At 62.9% G+C, this 20,836-nt stretch carries 18 protein-coding genes; 8 read left to right on the top strand and 10 right to left on the bottom strand.

What is annotated here, in order from left to right:
• Window positions 1–122: 122 nt before the first annotated feature.
• On the bottom strand, window positions 123–1,199 hold the full coding sequence (gene trpS, locus BLT98_RS20475) for a tryptophan--tRNA ligase (RefSeq protein ID WP_225317293.1): 1,077 nt from the start codon (window positions 1,197–1,199) through the stop codon (window positions 123–125).
• 318 nt (window positions 1,200–1,517) lie between these two features.
• On the opposite strand from trpS, the gene BLT98_RS20480 reads away from it, so the two are divergent.
• A complete protein-coding gene (locus BLT98_RS20480; protein ID WP_092610907.1) occupies window positions 1,518–3,461 on the top strand; it encodes a CocE/NonD family hydrolase in 1,944 nt (647 codons plus the stop codon).
• On the opposite strand, the gene BLT98_RS20485 is transcribed toward BLT98_RS20480, so the two are convergent.
• The 4 genes from BLT98_RS20485 to BLT98_RS20500 all read right to left on the bottom strand — a co-directional run bounded on the left by BLT98_RS20485 (window position 3,458) and on the right by BLT98_RS20500 (window position 7,336).
• Window positions 3,458–4,315 (bottom strand): DMT family transporter, encoded by an 858-nt coding sequence (locus BLT98_RS20485; protein ID WP_034784190.1) that lies wholly within the window; start codon window positions 4,313–4,315, stop codon window positions 3,458–3,460. The two genes, BLT98_RS20480 and BLT98_RS20485, sit on opposite strands and share 4 nt — an antisense overlap.
• A gap of 7 nt (window positions 4,316–4,322) precedes the next feature.
• On the bottom strand, window positions 4,323–5,144 hold the full coding sequence (locus tag BLT98_RS20490; RefSeq protein WP_034784189.1) for a substrate-binding periplasmic protein: 822 nt from the start codon (window positions 5,142–5,144) through the stop codon (window positions 4,323–4,325).
• Window positions 5,145–5,244: 100 nt separating this feature from the next.
• The gene (locus BLT98_RS20495; protein WP_092610909.1) at window positions 5,245–6,528 is read right to left on the bottom strand and encodes a TCR/Tet family MFS transporter; all 1,284 of its coding nucleotides are present in this window, start codon (window positions 6,526–6,528) and stop codon (window positions 5,245–5,247) included.
• Window positions 6,529–6,685: 157 nt separating this feature from the next.
• A complete protein-coding gene (locus tag BLT98_RS20500) occupies window positions 6,686–7,336 on the bottom strand; it encodes an HD domain-containing protein (RefSeq protein WP_070279236.1) in 651 nt (216 codons plus the stop codon).
• Between the two features lie 350 nt (window positions 7,337–7,686).
• Between BLT98_RS20500 and BLT98_RS20505 the strand changes: the two genes are divergently transcribed.
• The 3 genes from BLT98_RS20505 (at window position 7,687) to BLT98_RS20515 (ending at window position 11,819) form a co-directional block, all read left to right on the top strand.
• A complete protein-coding gene (locus BLT98_RS20505; protein ID WP_034784183.1) occupies window positions 7,687–8,178 on the top strand; it encodes a chemotaxis protein CheW in 492 nt (163 codons plus the stop codon).
• A 314-nt stretch (window positions 8,179–8,492) separates the two neighbouring features.
• Window positions 8,493–10,100, top strand: a complete 1,608-nt coding sequence (locus BLT98_RS20510; protein WP_092610911.1) for a methyl-accepting chemotaxis protein — start codon at window positions 8,493–8,495, stop codon at window positions 10,098–10,100.
• 81 nt (window positions 10,101–10,181) lie between these two features.
• Complete coding sequence (locus BLT98_RS20515) at window positions 10,182–11,819, top strand: methyl-accepting chemotaxis protein (RefSeq protein WP_092610913.1); 1,638 nt, start codon at window positions 10,182–10,184, stop codon at window positions 11,817–11,819.
• On the opposite strand, the gene BLT98_RS20520 is transcribed toward BLT98_RS20515, so the two are convergent.
• Window positions 11,816–12,490, bottom strand: a complete 675-nt coding sequence (locus BLT98_RS20520) for a ribonuclease HI family protein (protein WP_092611161.1) — start codon at window positions 12,488–12,490, stop codon at window positions 11,816–11,818. The genes BLT98_RS20515 and BLT98_RS20520 overlap by 4 nt on opposite strands.
• 142 nt (window positions 12,491–12,632) lie before the next feature.
• On the opposite strand from BLT98_RS20520, the gene BLT98_RS20525 reads away from it, so the two are divergent.
• Both BLT98_RS20525 and BLT98_RS20530 read left to right on the top strand, forming a co-directional pair.
• A complete protein-coding gene (locus tag BLT98_RS20525) occupies window positions 12,633–13,841 on the top strand; it encodes an NAD(P)/FAD-dependent oxidoreductase (protein WP_092610915.1) in 1,209 nt (402 codons plus the stop codon).
• A 59-nt stretch (window positions 13,842–13,900) separates the two neighbouring features.
• Window positions 13,901–14,467, top strand: coding sequence for an RrF2 family transcriptional regulator (locus BLT98_RS20530; protein WP_092610917.1), 567 nt, complete (start codon window positions 13,901–13,903; stop codon window positions 14,465–14,467).
• A gap of 18 nt (window positions 14,468–14,485) precedes the next feature.
• Here BLT98_RS20530 and BLT98_RS20535 read toward each other — a convergent pair whose 3' ends face one another.
• Together BLT98_RS20535 and mgtA are read right to left on the bottom strand one after the other, a co-directional pair.
• Entirely contained in the window at window positions 14,486–14,827 is a 342-nt protein-coding gene (locus tag BLT98_RS20535; RefSeq protein WP_092610921.1) for a hypothetical protein, read from the bottom strand.
• A 36-nt stretch (window positions 14,828–14,863) separates the two neighbouring features.
• A complete protein-coding gene (gene mgtA / locus BLT98_RS20540) occupies window positions 14,864–17,548 on the bottom strand; it encodes a magnesium-translocating P-type ATPase (protein WP_092610925.1) in 2,685 nt (894 codons plus the stop codon).
• Between the two features lie 596 nt (window positions 17,549–18,144).
• Here mgtA and BLT98_RS29250 point away from each other — a divergent pair.
• Window positions 18,145–18,486, top strand: a complete 342-nt coding sequence (locus BLT98_RS29250) for a hypothetical protein (RefSeq protein WP_170846445.1) — start codon at window positions 18,145–18,147, stop codon at window positions 18,484–18,486.
• 73 nt (window positions 18,487–18,559) lie between these two features.
• Here BLT98_RS29250 and BLT98_RS20545 read toward each other — a convergent pair whose 3' ends face one another.
• Both BLT98_RS20545 and BLT98_RS20550 read right to left on the bottom strand, forming a co-directional pair.
• Complete coding sequence (locus tag BLT98_RS20545; protein ID WP_092610928.1) at window positions 18,560–19,174, bottom strand: TetR/AcrR family transcriptional regulator; 615 nt, start codon at window positions 19,172–19,174, stop codon at window positions 18,560–18,562.
• Between the two features lie 22 nt (window positions 19,175–19,196).
• Window positions 19,197–20,414: a Bcr/CflA family efflux MFS transporter gene (locus tag BLT98_RS20550; RefSeq protein ID WP_092610931.1), complete on the bottom strand. Its 1,218-nt coding sequence runs from the start codon at window positions 20,412–20,414 to the stop codon at window positions 19,197–19,199.
• 163 nt (window positions 20,415–20,577) lie between these two features.
• Here BLT98_RS20550 and BLT98_RS29255 point away from each other — a divergent pair, with 163 nt between their 5' ends.
• Entirely contained in the window at window positions 20,578–20,736 is a 159-nt protein-coding gene (locus tag BLT98_RS29255) for a hypothetical protein (protein WP_170846446.1), read from the top strand.
• Window positions 20,737–20,836: the final 100 nt, after the last annotated feature.

Genomic DNA, 20,836 nt, shown 5'->3' on the forward strand with positions numbered 1-20,836 from the left:
CTTCTCTACGGATTGCTGATGCCACGGTGACAAACGAATTGCGCCCAGGCGAAAGCGGGATTTTACCCGACTCCGCCTGGGCGCATCAGTTTGCTATATCAGTTTGCTATGACTGCCGGTGATCAGAAGTAGTTCAGGCCCAGCGCCGACTTGACTTCATCGGCCGTGCGGGCCGCCACTTCGCGTGCCTTGAAGGTGCCTTCCTTCAGCATCTGGATGACCTGGCCCTTGTCCTTGGCGAATTCTTCGCGGCGGGCACGGATCGGCGCCAGCATTTCCTGCAAGACTACATCCAGGCGCTTCTTCACAATGCTGTCGCCCAGGCCGCCACGCACATAATGGGCCTTCATTTCGGCCAGCGCCGCTTTTTCCGGATCGAAGGCGTCCAAGTAGGTAAACGCGATGTTGCCTTCCAGGTGGCCCGGGTCTTCCACGCGCAGGTGCAGCGGGTCGGTATAGACTTTTTTCACGGCGGCCGTGATTTCGGCCGAGGTCGCGCCCAGGTTGATGGTGTTGCCCAGCGACTTGCTCATCTTCGCCTTGCCGTCGATGCCGGGCAGGCGGCCGATGTCGGGTACCAGGGCCTTGCATTCCATCAGCACTTCGCGGTTGTACATGCGGTTGAAGCGGCGCACGATTTCATTCGTTTGCTCGATCATCGGGATCTGGTCTTCGCCCACGGGCACCACACCCGCCTTGAAGGCCGTGATGTCGGCCGCCTGACTGGCAGGGTAGGTCAAAAAGCCGGCCGGGATGTCGCGCTCGAAGCCGCGTAGGCGGATTTCTTCCTTGACGGTGGGATTGCGCTCGAGGCGCGCCACGGTGACGATGTTCAGGTAGTAAAACGTCAGTTCGGCCAGTTCCGGGATTTGCGACTGGATGAATACCGTGGTCTTCGTCGGGTCGATGCCGACAGCCAGGTAATCGAGCGCCACTTCGACGACATTGCGGTGCACCTTGTCGATGTCTTCCATATTGTCCGTCAGCGCCTGGGCGTCGGCCAGCATGATGAATTGCTTGTAGCTGTTCTGGTAGCGGACGCGGTCGCGCAGGCTGCCCACGTAGTGGCCCAGGTGCAAGGGGCCGGTCGGGCGGTCGCCCGTCAGGATCACGGATTGCGACGCGATGGCGGCGGCCGACAGCGGCGCGGCCGGGGTATTCTCGGTGTCGGGGGTATCGGGGGTGTTAGGCAAGCTCATCAAGTTTCCTTTCGAGCCGCCTGCATCGGGGATGATCCAGGCTGAGCCTGTTACGCCACCGATCGAGGCGGCGTTGATCATAATTCACATCACTATGCAGTGGCCGCGCGAAAGTGAGCGGGACCACCAATTCAAGCAGGCGTGTTGTGAATGAATAAATTTCATGGCGTTATGGTTGCAGTTCGCACGCGTTCTGTCAAGTTTGCGCCCCGATTTATCTGCTGCGCTGCGTCAGAGGCTAGCCTTATGCAGAACTTGCTTTCCGGGTACTATTGCCGTTCGGCCACTTTTGCGTGGCATGAATCATTGGAGAACAGTATGCGCGTGTCGTCCCCCGTCCGGCTCACCGGTCTGGCTTTTGTTATCAGTTCCTTGTTTGCAGTACCGGCGATGGCGCAAACGCCGCCCATGACGCCCGATATCGGCGCCAAGCTGGTGATGCCCGACATGAATGACTACGTCAAGCGCGTGGTGATGATCCCCATGCGCGACGGCGTCAAGCTGTACACGGTGATCGTCGTGCCGAAAGGCGCGCAAAAAGCGCCGATCATGCTCACGCGCACGCCGTACAATGCGGCCCGCCGCGCCCAGCGCGCCGCCAGCCCCAGCATGCTGGTCACTTTGCCGCTGGGCGACGACACCCTGGTGGAAAACGGCTACATTCGCGTGTTCCAGGACGTGCGCGGCAAGTATGGCTCGGAAGGCGATTACGTCATGACGCGCCCCGTGCGCGGTCCGCTGAACAATACCAAGGTCGACAACGTCACGGATGCGTGGGACACCATCGACTGGCTCGTCAAAAACGTGCCGGAAACGAATGGCAAGGTGGGCATGCTGGGTTCCTCGTACGAGGGGCATACGGTGCTGATGGCCTTGGTCGACCCGCATCCGGCCCTGAAGGTGGCCATTCCCATGAGCGCCATGGTCGATGGCTGGCGCGGCGACGACTGGTTCCATAACGGCGCCTTCCGCATGCCCAGCCTGTCGTACATCGCGGGACAGACGAGCGTGCGCGGCGGCGGCGAATCGCCGGCGCTGGGCGTCTATGACGATTACGACGCGTATCTGCGCATCGGCTCGGCCGGTGACTACGCGAAAAAGTTCGGCATCGACAAGCTGACGTACACGAAAAAGCTGTTCGAACATCCGGCCTACGACAGTTACTGGCAAGAACAGGCGCTCGACAAGATCCTCGCGAAACGTCCGTTGATCGTGCCCACCATGCACGTGGTGGGGCAGTGGGACCAGGAAGATATCTATGGCCCCTACGCCACCTATTGGGCGATGGAGGGACGCGACAAGCGCAACAACCTCAATTACCTGGCCATCGGCCCGTGGCGCCATAGCGGCGTCAACTATGACGGTTCCAGCCTGGGTGCCCTGAAGTTTGACGGCGACACGGCGCGCCAGTTCCGCGAAAAAGTCATGCAGCCATTCCTCAATCAATACCTGAAGGATGGCGCGCCGGACGCGAATACGGCGCCCGTGGTGTCGTACCAGAGTGGCACGAACCAGTGGCAGCGCCTGCAGCAGTGGCCGCTGGCTTGCGAGACCTGCGACACGAAGCTGACGCCGATCTACCTGCAGGATGGCTACAAGCTGGGCTTTGCGGCGCCATCGGGCGCTGCGGATGCGGCTGAAGGCGCCTTCGATGAGTACGTGGCCGATCCCGCCAAGCCCGTGCCTTTCGTGCCCCGTCCCGTGCGCCTGAACGATGGCGACGTGTGGAAGCCATGGCTGGTCAGCGATCAGCGCGGCTATGCTGACCGCACGGACGTGCTCAGCTACGTTTCGGAACCGTTGAAAACGGCCGTGCGCATCGCCGGCGCACCGATGGTTAACCTGTTTGCCGCCACCAGCGGCACGGATGCGGACTGGGTGGTGAAACTGATCGACGTGTATCCGGATGAGGTGCCGTCGCAGCCGGCCATGGGCGGGTATCAGCTGGGCGTGGCGATGGATATCTTCCGCGGGCGCTACCGCGACAGCTTCGAGCACCCGACGCCGATCCCGGCGGGCCAGGTGCAGCGCTACCGCTTCGCCTTGCCGAACGCGAATCACGTCTTCCTGCCCGGCCACCGCATCGCCGTGCAAGTACAGTCGAGCTGGTTCCCCCTGTACGACCGCAATCCGCAAAACTACGTGCCGAACATCTTCCTGGCCGACCCAGGACATTATAGAAAGGCGACGCAGCGCGTGTACCACGCGACAGGGGCGGCCAGCGCAATCGAGTTGCCGATGGCGCCGCTCGACGCCCGCTAGGCCATTCGCATCAGCATGGCGCCCGCCGCGATCAGGGCGATGGCCAGGTAGCGGCGGGGACTGATTTTTTCGCGCAGGAACAGGGCCGCAATGGCGATGGCGAACAAAATCGATGTTTCGCGCAGGGCTGCGATGGCGGCCACGGGCGCCTGCGTCATGGCCCACAGGGCCAGGCCATACGAGGCGAGGGTGCCGAAACCGCCAACGGCGGCCAGGCGCCATTGCGTTTGCGCATACGCAAGCAAATCGGCGGGACGGCGCAACGCCGTCCACAGCAGCAATCCGGTTCCGTTCAAGACAAATATCCACATCGTATAGGCGGCTGGCGCGCCGGACAGGCGCACACCGATGCCGTCGATCAGGGTATAGCTGGCGATGACGCAGGCGTTGCCCAGCGCAAAGGCCGTGGCGCGCCCCGTGCTTTTCGGCACCGTGCCGATGGCGCTCGTGCGCGCGGCAACATACAGGCCGAGGATCCCCGCGCAGATGCAGGCGACGGCGCCCATCTGCATGGCGGACAGGCGCTCGCCGATCAGCGGCCAGCTGGCCAGCGCGACGATCAGCGGCGCGCTGCCGCGCATCAGGGGATAGGCATGGCTCATGTCGCCCGCCTTGTAGGCGGCCGCCAGCAGCGAGTAATAGGCCAGCTGCGCCACGGCCGAGGCGGCCAGGTAGGGCCAGCTGGCGGGCGCGGGAGCATGAACAAAGGGCAAAACGGCCAGTGAAATCAGGGCCGCGCCGACGGAGACGAGCACCGTGCTGAGAAAGGTATCCTTGCCCGACTTGACGATGGCATTCCAGCTGGCGTGCAGCAGGGCGGCAAACAGGACGACGGCGACGACCAGACCGGACATGCAGGCCTTAGCGGGGGCGTATGCTCAGCGACAGCAGTTCCTGGCGGTGATGGCGCTGGAATCCTTCCATCACGGAACCCGAGCGCCCCGCCTTGTCCAGCAGGTCGCGCAGGGTGGCCTGGTCTTCCGCCGTGAGGGATTTGCGCGACAGGTAGACGCCGCTCATGCCCCAAGGTAATTCCGGCAGCGCTTCCAGGCGCAAGCGGTCGGCCAGGCCATACACGCGCGCATCGTTCTGCGCCACGCCTGCCAGGATGGTGGGGCTCATGATGGTGGCATCGATGAAGCCGCTTTGCATCAGGCGCGCCACGGAGAGCGCGTCGACTTCGTAGAACAGGCGTCCCTGGCTGCTCAGTTCCTTCGCCAGCGCCTGGTACGGTGCGCCATAGTCGTAGCCGCGCACGAGCGCCACGCGCAATTCGCGCCGCTCGATCAGTTCCTGCATGGTGTTGATGGGCGCGCGCGCGCCCTGTAGCGAGATCAGCAGGGGGCGGCTGCCCAGCATGGGGATGAACAAGCCATGCTGGTCGCGCCGCAAGGTGCTGCTGGCGGGGATCAGCAAGTCGGCCTTGCCCGCCTCGAACATCGCTTCCAGGCGCGCGCGGGGCACGGCCGTGAAGATGAAATTGCAGCCGAGCTTGGCGCCCATGCTGCGCAGCAAGTCGGGATAGATGCCGCCGATCGTGGCGCCATTGACCACCACGCTGGCGCCGATGGCCGAGACGGGCACCTGGATGTCGCGCGAACATTGCGCGCCCGCCAGCGGCGGCAGCGCCAGCGCCAGCATGGCCACGGTTCGGCGCCAGGCGCTGGAATAAAAGTCAGTCATACCCATCCTTGCTCACCATCGAATGCCGGGCATCGGTAACGCCCCGCTGATTATCCCATTCTCGCCTATTTATTTCCCAAATACAACATTATCCCGCTGACTACTTTGTGGTGGAAACCATAAGTCTTGCCTCGCGTTGCGCCTTGAAGTAGCGCCAGGCCACCAGGATGGCCAGAATTTGCATGATCGCGCACAGGTAGAAAGTGCTGCCGATGCGCCAGTCCTGCGGCGGCAAATGGCTCACTTTGCCGAGGATCATGCTGCCCAGCAAAGGCATCATGATGATGCCCAGGCTGCTGATCGATTGAAGGGAGCCCATCAGTTCTCCCTGTTCGCTGGCGTTCGATGATTTCGAGATGATGCCTTGCAGGGCCGGTCCGGCGGCAAAGGCCAGCAGGTTGCAGAGGATCAGCGCATACATCATCCAGCCCTGCGTCGCCAGGCCGTACAGCAAATAGGTGAGGGCGCCCGAAGCCATGCCCAGCAGCGACAACCGCACCTCGCCGAAGCGCTTGATGAGTATGCCCAGCAAGCCCGCCTGCACGACGGCCGCGCACAGGCCCACGCAGAACAGGGCGATGCCGTTCTGGCGCGGCGTCCAGTCGAAACGGAAATGCGTGTACAGCACCCAGGTGGTGTTGAGCATCATTTGTGCAAACGTCATCAGGCCGAAAGCCAGTACCAGGCCGCGGATTTCCACGCGGCGCACCAGCTTCAGCAGGGCGGCAAACGGATTGATGCGCGCCAGGATGAACGGTGCGCGCGGGCCCGGCTGCAGCGATTCGGGCACGCAGAAATAGCCATAGATGAAATTGGCCGCCGACAGGCCCGCCGCCACGTAGAACGGCAGGCGCAGATCGATTTCGCCCAGCAGGCCGCCCAGCATGGGGCCGCAAATGAAACCCAGGCCGAAAGCGGCGCCGATCTTGCCGAAGCTCTTGGCGCGGTTGTCCGGCGTGGACACGTCGGAGGCGTAGGCGGACGCGACCGACATGCTGGCCGACGAGACGCCGCCGATGACCCTGCCGATGAACAGGCAGGCCAGGTTCGGCGCCCAGCCCGTGGCGAGAAAGTTGATGCCCATGCCGGCCATCGAGTACAGCAGCACGGGACGGCGTCCCACGCGGTCGCTGATGGCGCCCAGCATGGGCATGAAGATGAATTGCAGCAAACCGAAGAGGGCTGCCATGATGCCGTACCAGAACGCCTGGGCATCCTTGCCGTCGACAAAGTTGCCGATCAGGATGGGCAGCACGGGCACCACCAGGCCGATGCCCAGCATGTCGATGAAGACGCAGACGAGGATGAAATTGAGGTTGCCGGCGCGCGCGGGCGCGGCGGGCGATGATGGGGAGGGGCTGTCGGTGCTGGTTTTATCGGACATGCATGCTTTCGGCGCGCACCCCGCGCCGCCGTGCGGCTGGCGGGGTTCAGTTGTTGGCGTTGCGCCGGCGCGTTGCAGGTTTCTGCTGACGCGCGGCGCGATAGCTGAGCCTTGCATTATAGACAGCATGGGCCATGCTGGCTATCGCCACCAGGGTTTATGTACTAATACCCCATTCGCCGGCAAAGGCGGCGCGGAAATCCGTCAGCACGGCCAGCCGCTGTTCGGCCAGCGCGCGGCCTGCCGCCGTCTGCATCTTGCCGGGCAGTTTGTCGAGCTTGGTGACGATATGGTCGAGCGCGTATGCCTTGTCGTCGAGCGGGCGATGGGCTGCCAGCGGATCGCTGCCATGCGCCAGCGCGCTATCCATGCGCGCCGCCGTGTAAAACAGGCGTGCCAGTCCCACGGCGCCCAGCGCATCGATGCGGTCGGCATCCTGCACGATTTGCGCTTCGATGGTGTGCGGCGGCAAGTTGGCGGAAAAACTGTGCGTCTCGATGGCGTGTGCCACGCCGGCCAGTTTTTCTGATGGGAAATCCAGTTCCGCCAATTGGCGGCAAGCCAGTGCTGCCGCCTGGCGCGAGGCCAGGTGGCGCTCGGGATGGTTTTTCGGCAGGTTGACCAGGTCGTGCAGATAGCAGGCGGCCATCACGGTGAGGGCGTCCGCTTCCGCATGGTCCTGCAGCAAGACACTGGCATTGCGCCAGACGCGTTGCAGGTGGTTGATGTCGTGGGCGCTGTCATCGCCCAGGCCGGCCGTGGCCAGCGCCAGCAGGCGTGGTTGCCATTGGGAAAGCAAGGATTGCATGGTTCGAACTTCTAAAAGGCAAAGGCCGCAAGTGTGGCATAAAACGGCGAGCTCGGCAGTGCCGGCACCTGCATTTGCGGTCCGGTGAGTGCCATGCAGCGTGCCGTTTTTGCCACGTAATTTCCCCTTTGATAATGAGGCGGGTCGGCAGACGCTCTTTTTTAGTGCATGTAAAATTTACATGGGGTAACATTGCCGCATGGAAATTAGAAGCATAAGCTAATTGCAAGAAAGTATTTGCAAAACATACAAGTAGGAGCCATGCCTTGCGGATGGCTCTTGTCACGTCCAAGGCCTGCGTGCAGCGTGCCGTGGCCTGCGCCCTTGGGCGATTTAACTAAAGGATCATCATGAGCACCATTTCCAGCGACACTGGCGCAACCGTTGCCAAGGCTGCCGAATACCTGGCTTTTACCCTGGGCCAGGAAGAGTATGGCATCGACATCCAGAAAGTCAGCGAAATCCGCAGCTATGAAACGCCGACCCGCATCGCCAACGCCCCCGAGTTCGTCAAGGGCGTGGTCAACCTGCGCGGCATCATCGTGCCGATCGTCGACATGCGCATCAAGTTCAACCTGGGCACGCCCAGCTATGACCAGTTTACCGTTGTCATCATCCTCAATATCGGCAACCGCGTCGTCGGCATGGTCGTCGACCGCGTCTCCGACGTCACCACCCTGATGCCGGAGCAGATCAAGCCGGCGCCGGACATGGGCCGTTCGATCAACACGGAATACGTGATCGGCTTGGGCACCATCGACGAGCGCATGCTGATTCTGGTCGATATCGACCAGCTGATGTCCAGCGCCGACATGGGTTTGATCGAGAAGCTGGCCGCCTAGGCCGCCAGGAAAAGTCCAGGGCGGCGTTGCATTGCCTCGCCGTACATTCGTACTGCCTTCGGCCACGCGCCTTGCCCTGAACATGTCCCGACTCCCTGGTGCCGAGAGGGTTTTTTAGAAACAATTGACCCCAAGCATTGTTTGCTTTTTCTGCAAGGCGCACGCTAGCGCATTTCCTGGCGCACGGTTCAGCCGAACCGTGCGCCAGTTTCACTTGTCACGCCAATTCGCTACAGCGGCCAACCAGCGCCCGCCCATGAGCGAGATCGTCAGCTTGTTATCAGGCTGACGGCAGGGCTTTTTAGGATAGTCACATGAATTTATTACGCAACGTCAGCATCGGTGTCCGCCTCGGACTCGGTTTTGCCGTGATTTTGCTGTTTTCCATGCTCATTACGGGCATCAGCGTCTGGCGCCTGCACGACGTGGCCAGCGCCACGCGCGTCATGATGGAGCAGCCGCTGGCCAAGGAACGCTATATTTCCGACTGGTATGGCCGTATCGACAGCGCCGTGCGCCGCACCATCGCCATTGCCCGCAGCAGCGATACCTCGCTCAGCGGCTATTTCGCCGAAGAATCCAAAGTCTCGTCGTCCAGTTCGGCCGAGCTGCAAAAGAAGATCGAGGCGCTGATCGACAAGCCGGAAGAAAAAGCCATGTTCGCGGGCTTGCTGGAACAGCGCAAGGTGTACATCAGCTCGCGCGACCAGGTCTACAAGCTGAAGGGCGAAGCGCAGGTCGATGCCGCCAATGACGTGTTTGAAAAGACCTTCGTGCCGGCCGCCGCCAAGTACCAGAAGATGGTGCAGGACTTGCTGGAACACCAGCGCGCCAGCATCGATACGACGGCACGCGAGATCGACGCCGTCGCCAATACCAGCCGCAACCTGATGCTGGTGCTGGCCGCGCTGGCGCTGGCATTCGGCGTCGTCTGCGCCTGGGTCTTGACGATGGGCATCGTGCGCCCCCTGCGCACGGCCGTGGACATCGCCCGCAAGGTAGCCGATGGCGACTTGACGGCGCAGATCGACGCCAGCGCCAAGGATGAAACGGGGCAACTGTTGCTGGCCCTGAAAGACATGAACACCAGCCTGCTCAACATCGTCGGCGAAGTGCGCAGCGGCACGGACAGCATTGCGACCTCGTCGACGCAGATCGCCGCCGGCAACCAGGACCTGTCTTCCCGCACGGAAGAGCAGGCCGGTTCGCTGGAAGAGACGGCTTCGTCGATGGAAGAGCTGACCAGCACCGTGAAACAGAATGCGGACAATGCGCGCCAGGCGAACCAATTGGCGGCCTCGGCGGCGCAAGTGGCCGTCAAGGGCGGCGAAGTCGTGGCGCAGGTGGTGGGCACGATGGAATCGATCAATGCGTCATCGAACAAGATCGTCGACATCATTTCCGTCATCGATGGCATCGCCTTCCAGACGAATATCCTGGCCTTGAACGCGGCCGTGGAAGCGGCGCGCGCGGGTGAGCAGGGCCGTGGCTTTGCCGTCGTGGCGTCCGAAGTGCGCAACCTGGCGCAGCGTTCCGCTTCGGCGGCGAAAGAAATCAAGACCCTGATCGGCGCGTCCGTGGAGCAAGTCAACGCGGGCAGCATGCTGGTGGCGCAAGCCGGTTCGACCATGAACGATATTGTCGACAGCGTGCAGCGCGTGAGCGACATCATCACGGAAATCACGGCGGCCAGCAGCGAGCAAAGCGTGGGCATCGACGAGATCAACCGCGCCATCGGCCAGATGGATGCCGTCACGCAGCAAAATGCGGCGCTGGTGGAAGAATCGGCGGCCGCCGCCGAATCGATGCAGCACCAGGCACACAACCTGGCGCAGGTCGTCAGCGTCTTCAAATTGACTGGCCAGCAGGCGCTGAAACGCCCGGCTGCGCCGAAAACCGCCTTGCGCATCGGCACGCGCTGATGGCGCCGCGGCTGCCCCGAGCAGCCGCTTTCTGCTGTCCCCTTTTTACATAGTCTGGTTCCGCTTTTTTAGGATATTCACATGAATTTGTTAAGAAACGTCAGTATTGGTGTGCGCCTCGGCCTGGGTTTTGCCGTGATTTTGCTGTTTTCCATGCTCATTACCGGCATCAGCGTGTGGCGCTTGCATGATGTGGCCATGGCCACGCGCACCATGATGGAATTGCCGCTGGCGAAGGAACGCTATATTTCCGACTGGTACGCGAAGATCGACAGCGGCGTGCGCCGCACCACGGCCATCGCGCGCAGCAGCGACACCACGCTGGGCGCGTATTTTGCGGAAGAAGCCAAGCAATCATCCGTCGTATCGGGCGAATTGCAAAAGAAAATCGAAGCCTTGATTTCCAGCCCGGAAGAAAAGGAACTGTTCCGCCTGGTGAGCGAACAGCGCAAGGTTTACCTCGACTCGCGCGCGCAAGTGTCGAAGCTGAAAGCGGATGGACAGGAAGCGGAAGCGGAGCAGGCGTTCCAGGGCATCTTCGTGCCCGGTTCGACGAAATACCTGAAAGTGGTCAACGACATGCTGCAGCACCAGCGCGCCAGCATTGACAAGACGGCGCGCGAGATCGACGAGGTCGCCAAGACGAGCCGCAACTTGCTGCTGACCTTGGCCGTGCTGGCGCTGGGCTTTGGCGTCGTCTGTGCCTGGTTGTTGACGATGGGCATCGTGCGTCCCCTGCGCACGGCCGTGGACATCGCCCGCAAGGTAGCCGATGGCGACTTGACGGCGCAGATCGATGCCAGCGCCAAGGATGAAACGGGGCAACTGCTGCTGGCCCTGAAGGACATGAACACCAGCCTGCTCAATATCGTCAGCGAAGTGCGCTCGGGCACGGACAGCATCGCCACCTCGTCGACGGAAATTGCCGCCGGTAACCAGGACCTGTCTTCCCGCACGGAAGAGCAGGCCGGTTCGCTTGAAGAGACGGCTTCGTCGATGGAAGAGTTGACCTCGACCGTGAAACAGAACGCGGACAATGCGCGCCAGGCGAACCAGTTGGCGGCCTCGGCGGCGCAAGTGGCTGTCAAGGGCGGCGAAGTCGTGGCGCAGGTCGTGGGCACGATGGAATCGATCAATGCGTCATCGAACAAGATCGTCGACATCATCAGTGTGATTGACGGCATCGCCTTCCAGACGAATATCCTGGCCCTGAATGCGGCCGTGGAAGCTGCCCGTGCGGGCGAGCAGGGCCGTGGCTTTGCCGTTGTGGCGTCCGAAGTGCGCAACCTGGCGCAGCGTTCCGCTTCGGCGGCGAAAGAAATCAAGACCCTGATCGGCGCGTCGGTCGAGCAAGTCAACGCGGGCAGCATGCTGGTGGCGCAAGCCGGTTCGACCATGAACGACATCGTCGACAGCGTGCAGCGCGTGAGCGACATCATCACGGAAATCACGGCGGCCAGCAGCGAGCAAAGCGTGGGCATCGACGAGATCAACCGCGCCATCGGCCAGATGGATGCCGTCACGCAGCAAAATGCGGCGCTGGTGGAAGAGTCGGCGGCCGCCGCCGAATCGATGCAGCACCAGGCGCACAACCTGGCGCAAGTGGTCAGCGTGTTCAAGCTGAACGGGCAGCAGGCCAGTGTCAGCGGATTGAAGGGGGTGAAACGTCCGGTGGCGAAAGAGCCGAAGGAAGCGTTGCGGATCGGCCGCGCCGCTTAATCCTCTTCTACCCAGCCGGTAATGGCCAGCTGGGACAGCCGGTCCGCCTCGCCATTCCTGTGGCGCGGCAGCCAGCGCAAGCTCACATCAGTAAATTGTTCCAGCAGGGCCACTACGGTGGCCCTTTGCGTTTCCAGTCCCTTGGCCCCCAGCGGCGTCGTTCCCAGCACATCATTGATCACCACCTGGCTGTCGCCGTACAGCAGCAGTTGCACGGGCGGCGGACGCACCTTGAGTGCCGCCTGCAGCACGGCCGTCAGGGCCGCATATTCCGCGTCGCTGCTGCTGCCATAGCCGGCAGCCTCGCTCACTTCGATGCGCTCGCCGTTTGGCCCCAGCAGCAGGGCGCCTATGCCCAGCTTGCCCGGGTTCGGATGGGCGGAACCGTCGAACCAGCCGCGCCAGGCCGAAGCCGGCACGGCCATCACCCGCCGCGCCGCCTGCGCCTGCTGGCGATCGCTGATCTTTTGCGCCTTGCGCTGCGCTTCGGCGGCGTGCGCCTGCAGCCGCGTCGCCAGCAGGGCGGCCAGGCCCAAGGTGCCGGATGCCTGTTCCAGTATCCGCCGCAGCGCCGCGTCGCCGGTGATGCCTTCCAGCGCGGCTAGGCGGCGTGCCTGTGCCCGCTCGCTCTTGAACGCTGCTGCCAGCAATGTTTCCAATTCCTCTTGCATGGGGCCTTCCCTGATCATCGTGCCGCGAATCTACGCGAGTGCGGCACAGTCCGCAAGGCAGGCTGTTGCGATTTTGGCAGGCCAGCTTGCAACTCATAACGCGGAGTGATATAGTCTGCGTTATCAAATCAAGGAGAAAAACATGACACAGCGCGTATTGATCATTGGTGCCGGCTTTGCCGGATTGTGGAGTGCCCTGGCAGCCGTGCGTCGCCTAAGGCTGGAAAACATTGCCGCAGGCGAGATCGAAGTGGCGCTGGTGGCGCCGGAAGCCATGCTGACGATGCGCCCCCGCCTGTACGAACCGGCGCCCGCCAGCATGGTGGCGCCGTTGCAGCAACTGTTTGACGAGACGGGCGTGCGCTTCATCGCCGGCAAGGTCGATGCCATTCGCAGCGACAGCGACGAAGTCGACATCGTGGCCGCCGACGGCAGCCGTTCGACCCTGGCCTATGACCGCCTGGTGCTGGCGGCCGGTAGCAGCCTGTTCCGTCCGAATATTCCGGGCCTGCAAGAATTTGCCTTCAGCACCGACCAGCGCAGCGAAGCGGTGGCGCTCGATGCGCACCTGCATGCGCTGGCCGCCCGGCCCGCATCGGCCGCGCGCAATACCGTCGTGGTGGCCGGCGGCGGCTTCACGGGCATCGAGCTGGCGGCCGAGCTGCCGGCCCGCCTGCGCGCCATCCTGGGCGAAGATGCCGATATCAAGGTGATCATCGTCGAGCGGGCGCCCGATATCGGTCCCGACCTGGGGCCGGGACCGCGCCCCGTGATCGAGCAGGCGCTGGCGGAGCTGGGCGTGGCATGCCGGCTCGGTTCGGCGGTGGCCGCCATCGACGCGGATGGATTGACGACGGCCGATGGCGAGCGCATCGAGGCGTCCACCGTGGTGTGGACGGCGGGCGTGCGGGCCAGTGCGTTGACGGCGCAGGTTCCCGGTGAGAAAGACGCCGCGGGACGCCTGCGGGTGGCGCATGATTTGCGCGTGCCTGGCGCCGGCAGGGTATTTGCCACGGGCGACGCCGCCGTTGCCGCCACGGATGACGAAGGCAATCACACGCTGATGAGCTGCCAGCACGCCATGTTCCTTGGGCGCTCCTCGGGCGACAATGCCGTGGCTGACCTGCTGGGACTGGCCACGCGGCCCTACCGCCAACCCTATTATGTGACCTGCCTGGATCTGGGAGCATGGGGTGCGGTCGTGACGCAGGGCTGGGAGCGCAAGGTGTGGCTGACGGGCAGCGAGGGCAAGGCCATGAAAGTGGCCATCAATGGCCGTGTGATTTATCCGCCTGCCGATAGTGCCGCGGCGCTGGCCGCTGCCGATCCGGCGTTCGAGCTGTCGCTGTAGCCTTGCGGCTGCAAACGGGGAGTGCTACAGTCCCCGTTTTGCAACGGAGGAATGGCATCATGGCACATTATGGAAGCGGCACCGAGTATGGCTTGCATTGCCTGCTATATCTGGCACAGCCGCTTGCCGAGCCTGCCAGCAGCCGCGACCTGGCGGAGTTGCAGGGTATTTCCGTCTCCTTCCTGGCGAAAATCTTTCCCAAGCTGGAGAAGGCGGGCATCGTGACCGCGTCGGAAGGCATACGCGGCGGTTATCAGCTGGCGCGCCCGCCCGGCGACATCAGCGTGCTCGACGTGGTGGATGCCATCGAAGGCCCGAAACCCCTGTTCGATTGTCAGCAGATCCGCAGCCGCTGCACCCTGTACGAAGGCGAGCCGCCCGGCTGGATGACCAGCGGCGTATGCGGCATCCATGCTCTCATGCTGCGCGCCGAGAAAAGCATGCGCGCCGAACTGGGCAAGACCACCTTGCTTGACTTGGCGCAAGGTTTTGGCAGTGTCGCGCCGGCCGGCTTTGGCGCGGATGTGCAGGGCTGGTTCAGCGGCCGCGTGCAGGAGCGCAGCGAGGCGCGCATCGCCGCCGTCCGCGGACCGAAGTCGCGCCGCATCAAGGGCGACGTGGTTTGACGCTCATTTGACGCTACTTCACGGTTTCAACAGCACGGTATCGACCAGGCTGCCAATCCAGCATAGCACCAGCACGCCCACGGCCACCGTCATGGCGGGGCCGTCATTGGCGGACAGGGCATCGACTTTTTCCACGATCAGCTGCACGTCGAAGGGCAGGGCACCGCTGTCAATCTGTGCCATTATCTGGTCCAAACGTGCCATGATCTGGCGCACTACGAGCACCAGCGCGACCAGGGCCGGCACGAGGAAGAGGCAGCCGCGTGCCTTGCGTTGCAATACGAAATGCCCGCTGCCGGGAAAAAACAGGGCCGACAGCAGCAGGGCGAGATTACGCTTGGAAGGAGGGGAGCCGCTCATGCGTGCCTTGTGTGGGTGGAAGAGCGGCTCATCATACTATTGCCAGCCGAATTTGCGCAGATACACGCGTTTCATGAACGTCGTCAGCACCGTGTAGCAGACGAGGATGCCCAGCAGCCAGGGGAAGTAGCCCAACGGCAAGGCCTGCAGCTTGAAGTAGGTCGCCAGCGGACCCATCGGCAGGAACACGCCCACGGCCATGATGGCGGTGGTGGCCACCAGCAGGGGCACGGACGCGATGCTGTCGATGAAAGGCAGCTTGGGCGTGCGGATCAGGTGCACGATCAGGGTTTGGGTCAACAGCCCCACGACGAACCAGCCGGACTGGAACAGGGTTTGCTGCTCTGGCGTATTCGCGCCAAACACATGCCACATCAAGATAAACGTGCTGATGTCGAAGATCGAGCTGATGGGGCCGAAAAAGACCATGAAGCGGCCGATGTCGCGCGGATTCCAGCTCAGCGGCTGCTGGATCAGTTCGGCGTCGACATTGTCGAAAGGAATGGCGATCTGCGACACGTCATACAGCAGGTTCTGCACCAGCAAGTGCAGCGGCAGCATCGGTAAAAACGGCAAAAAGGCGCTGGCCACCAGCACGGAAAACACATTGCCGAAGTTCGAGCTGGCCGTCATGCGGATGTATTTCAGCATGTTGCTGAAGGTGCGCCGGCCTTCCAGCACGCCTTCTTCGAGCACCATCAGGCTCTTTTCCAGCAAGATGATGTCGGCCGCCTCCTTTGCGATATCGACGGCGGAATCGACGGAAATACCGATGTCGGCCGCGCGCAGGGCGGGCGCGTCGTTGATGCCGTCGCCCATGAAGCCGACGATGTGGCCATTGCCGCGCAGGGCGCGCACGAGGCGCTCCTTGTGCAGCGGGCTGAGCTTGGCAAACACGGTATTGTCTTCCGCTGCCCTGGACAGGGTGGCGTCGTCCATGTCGTCGAGCTGCGGGCCTTGCAGCACGCCATGCACGGCCAGGCCCACTTCGCGGCAAATCTTCGCCGTCACGAGGTGATTGTCGCCCGTCAAGACTTTCACGGTCACGCCATGTTCCGCCAGCGCGCGCAGGGCCGGCGCCGTCGATTCCTTTGGCGGATCGAGGAAGGCCACATAGCCGATCAGGGTCAGCGCCGTTTCATCGGCCACGCCGTACACGGTTTTGTGGGGCGGCACTTCCTTGACGGCCACGGCCACCACGCGCAAACCTTCCGCGTTCAGGCCATGCGTGGTTTCCAGCACCTTGGCCAGCAGGGCCGCATCGAGGGGAATATTCACGCCGCCCAGGCGCAGATGGCTGCAGGCGGCGAGGATTTCCTCGACGGCGCCCTTGCAGATCAGCTCATGGTGGTCGTTTTTTTCGGAAACGACGACGGACATGCGGCGGCGCACGAAATCAAACGGGATTTCATCGACTTTCACGTAATCGCGGGCCAGCTGCATTTCCGTCTGCAGCTCAACATGGTCGAGCACGGCCCGATCGAGCAGGTTTTTGAGGCCCGTCTGGTAGTGGCTGTTCAGATAAGCGAATTGCAGCACTTCGTCGGAGGGCTGGCCGAACACGTCCGTGTGGCGCTCGAGCACGATCTTGTCCTGCGTCAAGGTGCCCGTCTTGTCCGTGCACAGCACATCCATGGCGCCGAAGTTCTGGATGGCGTCCAGGCGTTTCACGACGACTTTCTTTTTCGACAGTTTCACGGCGCCCTTGGCCAGAGTGCTGGTGACGATCATGGGCAGCATTTCCGGCGTCAGGCCGACGGCGACGGACAGGGCAAACAGGAACGCTTCCATCCAGTCGCCCTTGGTCCAGCCATTGATGAGGAAGACCAGCGGCGCCATCACGAGGGCGAAGCGGATCAGCAGCCAGCTGACGCTGTTCACGCCCGCCTCGAAGGCCGTCGGCGTGCGCTCGGTGACCGTCACGCGCGTGGCGATGGTGCCGAAATAGGTGCGGTTGCCCGTGGCCAGGACCAGCGCCGTGGCCGCGCCCGAGATCACATTCGTGCCCATGAAAAGCAGGTTGGCCAGTTCCATGGGATCGCGGCCTGCGCTGTCGGCCAGTTCGGCCATTTTTTCCACCGGCAAGGATTCACCCGTCATGGCGGCCTGGCTGACGAACAGGTCTTTCGCGGAAAGCAGGCGGCAGTCGGCGGGTATCATGTCGCCGGCCGACAGTACGATGAGGTCGCCCTGCACCAGCTGGCGGATAGGCAGCTCGACCTGCTGGCCGTTGCGCAGCACGGTGGCCGTATTGCTGACCATGGCTTTCAGGCGCTCGGCGGCCCGGTTCGAGCGGCCTTCCTGCACAAAGCGCAGCAGGGTCGACAAAATCACCATGGTGCCGATGACGATGGTGGCCTTCGGGTCTTCCGTCAGGTAGGACACGATGGCCAGCACGGTCAGCAGCAGGTTGAACGGATTCTTGTAGCACAGCCACAGGTGCTGGTACCAGGCCAGCGGTTTTTCATGCTCGACTTCATTGGGGCCCGTTTGCGCGCCGATGACTTGCGCCTCGGCATCGCGCAAGCCTTCGATGCGCGTGTGCAGGCGGTTCAGCGCCGTATCGAGGTCTTCATGGGCGGCGGCCAGCAGCTGGCGCGCCAGGTGGTCGGGCACGGGACGGGCCGTGCTGTTTTCCAGCGGCATGGCGCGGCGGCGGAAGTGGCCGGTCGTATGGCGCTTGCGCAGGAACGATTCGAATAAGCGGGTGAAGAGATTCATGGCTCTTCCTTTCACGACGAGGTGTTGACGGGCGGCGCAGCCGCAGGCAAGACTTGCGTGCCGCCAACGCAACATGGCGAGGCATGGCGCTGGCGGGCAATCCGGGTCAGTAGCCGGTCGCGATCGGAAAGAGGGGGAGAGGCGCGCAGCCGTACTGGCCGCGCGAGACACCGCACCTTGCTCAGCAAGGCACGGAGGAAAGAGATTTCCGCGTTGCTTGCTGTTTAGCTGCCGAGGCAATCACCGATACAAGATCGGCTACTGTCACTAGAACAAGTACCCACGTGGGACTCCGTAAATGAATAATGAGGGCATCTTATGGATGTGCTGCAAGAGTGTCAACTGAAGAAATCTTAGATTTCCAAAGTGTAATGTCGTTGTGAGCAAATACGAGCGTTCGATGTTAAATAACAAAGGTTGATGCAAAGAATGCGGGCGGAGATGCCCGCGGGGGCCTCTGTTCTGGCTGGCAGCGCCATTCGCGTAGATGTGAGAATGCGTGATTTTTTTCGCTTGGCAATCCGTTATGCTCGGGTACGCTGATTGGCTGGCAATAGCCATGGTAAATACCATGCATATACGGAAAAGCATTGTCTATGGAATTGATCGTTGGGGCGGTAATAGCCGGGCTTGTTGTCATGCTCTTTGTCGGCAAGCATTTTTCTAAAAAACTGCCCAAAGAAACACATTTCGAATGTGCCCGTTGCGGCACGCTTGTACGCCACACCGATCGAACCATAGCCGCCTGGCGCAACAACAAAACCACATTCTTTTGCCAGTCCTGTCATATGAAATGGGTTCATGCCAGGACGCCACGAGAGCGCGGCACTTCTCCTGCAGCTTCCATATCCGGATCCAAATCAGGATGCCTTGGCGTCGTGGTGCTTTTTGTCGCCGTTCCGCTTGCTGGCTTTCTATTGGTGCACGCATACGCCTGACCCATGTTGGGCGTGGTGCGCCTTGCCAAAAACTTCCCGCTCCTTTCACAGTGTGGCTGTCGCCGATACCGCGTCAGGCCGATTGCGCCGCCATTGCCAGCGAATCAGACAATATCTGCCACAAGGCCGCGTGGCGCTGCTGCAGCGCGGCGCCGCCCGCGTAGATCAGTTCCACGTGCAGGCTGTCGACGATGCCCAGATAGGCTTGCGCGTACAGGTCGATGCGCTGGGGCGGCAGCGCGGGCGCCAGCCGGCCCAGGCTGGCCACGTAGTGCCGCTGCAACTGCGCCAGCAAGGCTTCGTAGCCCGTGCCGACTTCGATGCGCAGGGGCGCGGGCGGCAAATACGCCGTGCGCAGCAAAAAGCGCAAATGGGCCGAGTCCGCATAGCGCTGCGCCATGCGGTCGCAGTACAGGGAGCCGGCCAGGGCACTGCCGGCCGTGGCCGTCAGCGCCGCTTCATCGGTGAAACAGGCATCCATGAAGGCTTGTTCTTCGCCCAGGGCGTCGGCAAAGACGTCGAGGAAGAGAGCATCCTTGCCGGCGAAGTGCGAGTACAGCGAAGCCTTGCGCATGCCCGCCTGCCCGGCGATGTCGCTGAGGGACGAGGCATCGTAGCCGTGCTCCGAAAAGTGCACGACGGCAACGGCACAGATGTTATCGGCCGAAGCCGAGCGTTTTTTCATCATTGGGGTGAGTGTGAGTGAGGCGTCAGTGCGCTCCCAGGCTGCTGGCATGGACCGGATGGACGCGCGCAGTGGCCAGGGTCAGCCATGATACCAGCAGGCCGGCCACGGTCAAGAACAGCAGCCAGGGCAATGGCCCCCATTCGGACAGGCTGGCCGCCAGCGGCGTGGCCAGGGACGACAAGGTCATCTGGATGGCGCCCAGCAGGGCGGCCGTGGAGCCGAGCGCGCGCTGCTGGGAACCCATGGCCATGGCCATCAGCGCCGCTTCCGCGATGCCCAGGCCAAACAGGGCCACGAACATGCCCGGCACGACGGCGGTGATGCCTGCACCCACCCGGGCACCGAGCAGGGCCAGTCCCGCGCCGCACAGCATGGCCGCGCTGCCCGTCACGCTCAACCGCGCCACGCCATATTTTTCCACCAGGCGGCCGCTGGCCATCGCACCCAGCAGCACGGCCACGCCCGTGGCGCCGAAGACGAGGCCAAAACTGCCGGCGGACAGGCCGAAATCGCGCTGGTACACGAGCGATGCCCCGCCGATATACGCAAACAGGAAAAAGAAAGTGGCGGACAGGGCCAGCGCGGGCAGCAGGAAGGCGCGATCCAGCGCGATGCGCGCATACGTGCGGTGCATGCCGCGCGGCGAGACGCGGCGGGCGCGGGGCAGCGTTTCCGGCAGGAACAGCGCGCTATTGAGCAGGGTCAAGACACCGAGCGCGGCCAGGGCCAGCATCACGGCGCGCCAGCCGTAATGTGCGTCGAGCAAGCCACCCACGGCCGGCGCCAGCACGGGCGCCAGGCCCACGATGGTCATCAGGAGGGCAAACAGCTGCGCCGCCTGCACGCCATCGGCCACGTCGCGCACCATGCTCATCACGACGACCAGGGTCAGCGCCGCGCCCAGGCCCTGCAGGGTGCGCGCCAGCAGCAGGGTGGTCAATTGATCCGCCTGCGACGCCCATACGGCGGCAAGAATGTAGACGGCGATGCCGGCCAGCAGCGGACGGCGCCGGCCCAGCATGTCGGTCAGCGGGCCGCACAGCAGCTGCCCGCCGCCCAGTGCCAGCAGGAACACGGTCAGGCTCAGCTGCACATTCGCATACGAGGTGTGCAGCTCGCGCGCCATGGCGGGCATCGAGGCCAGGTACATGTCGATGCCGGCCGGACCGAGCACGGCGACCAGGGCCAGGGAAGCCGCCAGCCCGAGACTGGCGGCGGGAAGAGGGGTTTGCTGCTGCATTGCGCTTCCTTTGTATCGTCAAAAAACACGGCATGGACATTGCCGTCTTTTTTATTGTACACTAACTACCTACCGATAGGTAGCCAACTCAATAAAGGCAAAGGATGACGACGATGATGAACGTAACAATGGCGGCTGCGCCGCATCTGCGGGGAGAGCGGACATGACGGAAGTGGGAATTTCGCTCAGCGGCGTGGCCGTCGCACTGCTGTTTGCCGCCTGGAGTTCGCACCGCGCCCGCTGCGAGCGGCGCGATGTCGTGTTGTTGACGATGCTGGGCACCGTGCTGGGGGTGCCGGGCGCGGCCTTGCTGGCGCTGTAGCGTTGTCACGTTGTAGGTCGGATTAGCGGAGCGTAATCCGACATCGCCACAAGCGCCAACCATGTGTCGGATTACGCGCTTGCGCGCTAATCCGACCTAC

It is taken from the genome of Janthinobacterium sp. YR213, assembly GCF_900099875.1.
GTDB classification, from domain to species: Bacteria; Pseudomonadota; Gammaproteobacteria; order Burkholderiales; family Burkholderiaceae_D; genus Janthinobacterium; species Janthinobacterium lividum.

Coding starts and splice junctions, on each gene's coding strand:
- trpS (WP_225317293.1), bottom strand. CDS start 1,199: ATGAGCTTGCCTAACACCCCCGATACCCCCGACACCGAGAATACCCCG.
- BLT98_RS20480 (WP_092610907.1), top strand. CDS start 1,518: ATGCGCGTGTCGTCCCCCGTCCGGCTCACCGGTCTGGCTTTTGTTATC.
- BLT98_RS20485 (WP_034784190.1), bottom strand. CDS start 4,315: ATGTCCGGTCTGGTCGTCGCCGTCGTCCTGTTTGCCGCCCTGCTGCAC.
- BLT98_RS20490 (WP_034784189.1), bottom strand. CDS start 5,144: ATGACTGACTTTTATTCCAGCGCCTGGCGCCGAACCGTGGCCATGCTG.
- BLT98_RS20495 (WP_092610909.1), bottom strand. CDS start 6,528: ATGTCCGATAAAACCAGCACCGACAGCCCCTCCCCATCATCGCCCGCC.
- BLT98_RS20500 (WP_070279236.1), bottom strand. CDS start 7,336: ATGCAATCCTTGCTTTCCCAATGGCAACCACGCCTGCTGGCGCTGGCC.
- BLT98_RS20505 (WP_034784183.1), top strand. CDS start 7,687: ATGAGCACCATTTCCAGCGACACTGGCGCAACCGTTGCCAAGGCTGCC.
- BLT98_RS20510 (WP_092610911.1), top strand. CDS start 8,493: ATGAATTTATTACGCAACGTCAGCATCGGTGTCCGCCTCGGACTCGGT.
- BLT98_RS20515 (WP_092610913.1), top strand. CDS start 10,182: ATGAATTTGTTAAGAAACGTCAGTATTGGTGTGCGCCTCGGCCTGGGT.
- BLT98_RS20520 (WP_092611161.1), bottom strand. CDS start 12,490: ATGCAAGAGGAATTGGAAACATTGCTGGCAGCAGCGTTCAAGAGCGAG.
- BLT98_RS20525 (WP_092610915.1), top strand. CDS start 12,633: ATGACACAGCGCGTATTGATCATTGGTGCCGGCTTTGCCGGATTGTGG.
- BLT98_RS20530 (WP_092610917.1), top strand. CDS start 13,901: ATGGCACATTATGGAAGCGGCACCGAGTATGGCTTGCATTGCCTGCTA.
- BLT98_RS20535 (WP_092610921.1), bottom strand. CDS start 14,827: ATGAGCGGCTCCCCTCCTTCCAAGCGTAATCTCGCCCTGCTGCTGTCG.
- mgtA (WP_092610925.1), bottom strand. CDS start 17,548: ATGAATCTCTTCACCCGCTTATTCGAATCGTTCCTGCGCAAGCGCCAT.
- BLT98_RS29250 (WP_170846445.1), top strand. CDS start 18,145: ATGGAATTGATCGTTGGGGCGGTAATAGCCGGGCTTGTTGTCATGCTC.
- BLT98_RS20545 (WP_092610928.1), bottom strand. CDS start 19,174: ATGATGAAAAAACGCTCGGCTTCGGCCGATAACATCTGTGCCGTTGCC.
- BLT98_RS20550 (WP_092610931.1), bottom strand. CDS start 20,414: ATGCAGCAGCAAACCCCTCTTCCCGCCGCCAGTCTCGGGCTGGCGGCT.
- BLT98_RS29255 (WP_170846446.1), top strand. CDS start 20,578: ATGACGGAAGTGGGAATTTCGCTCAGCGGCGTGGCCGTCGCACTGCTG.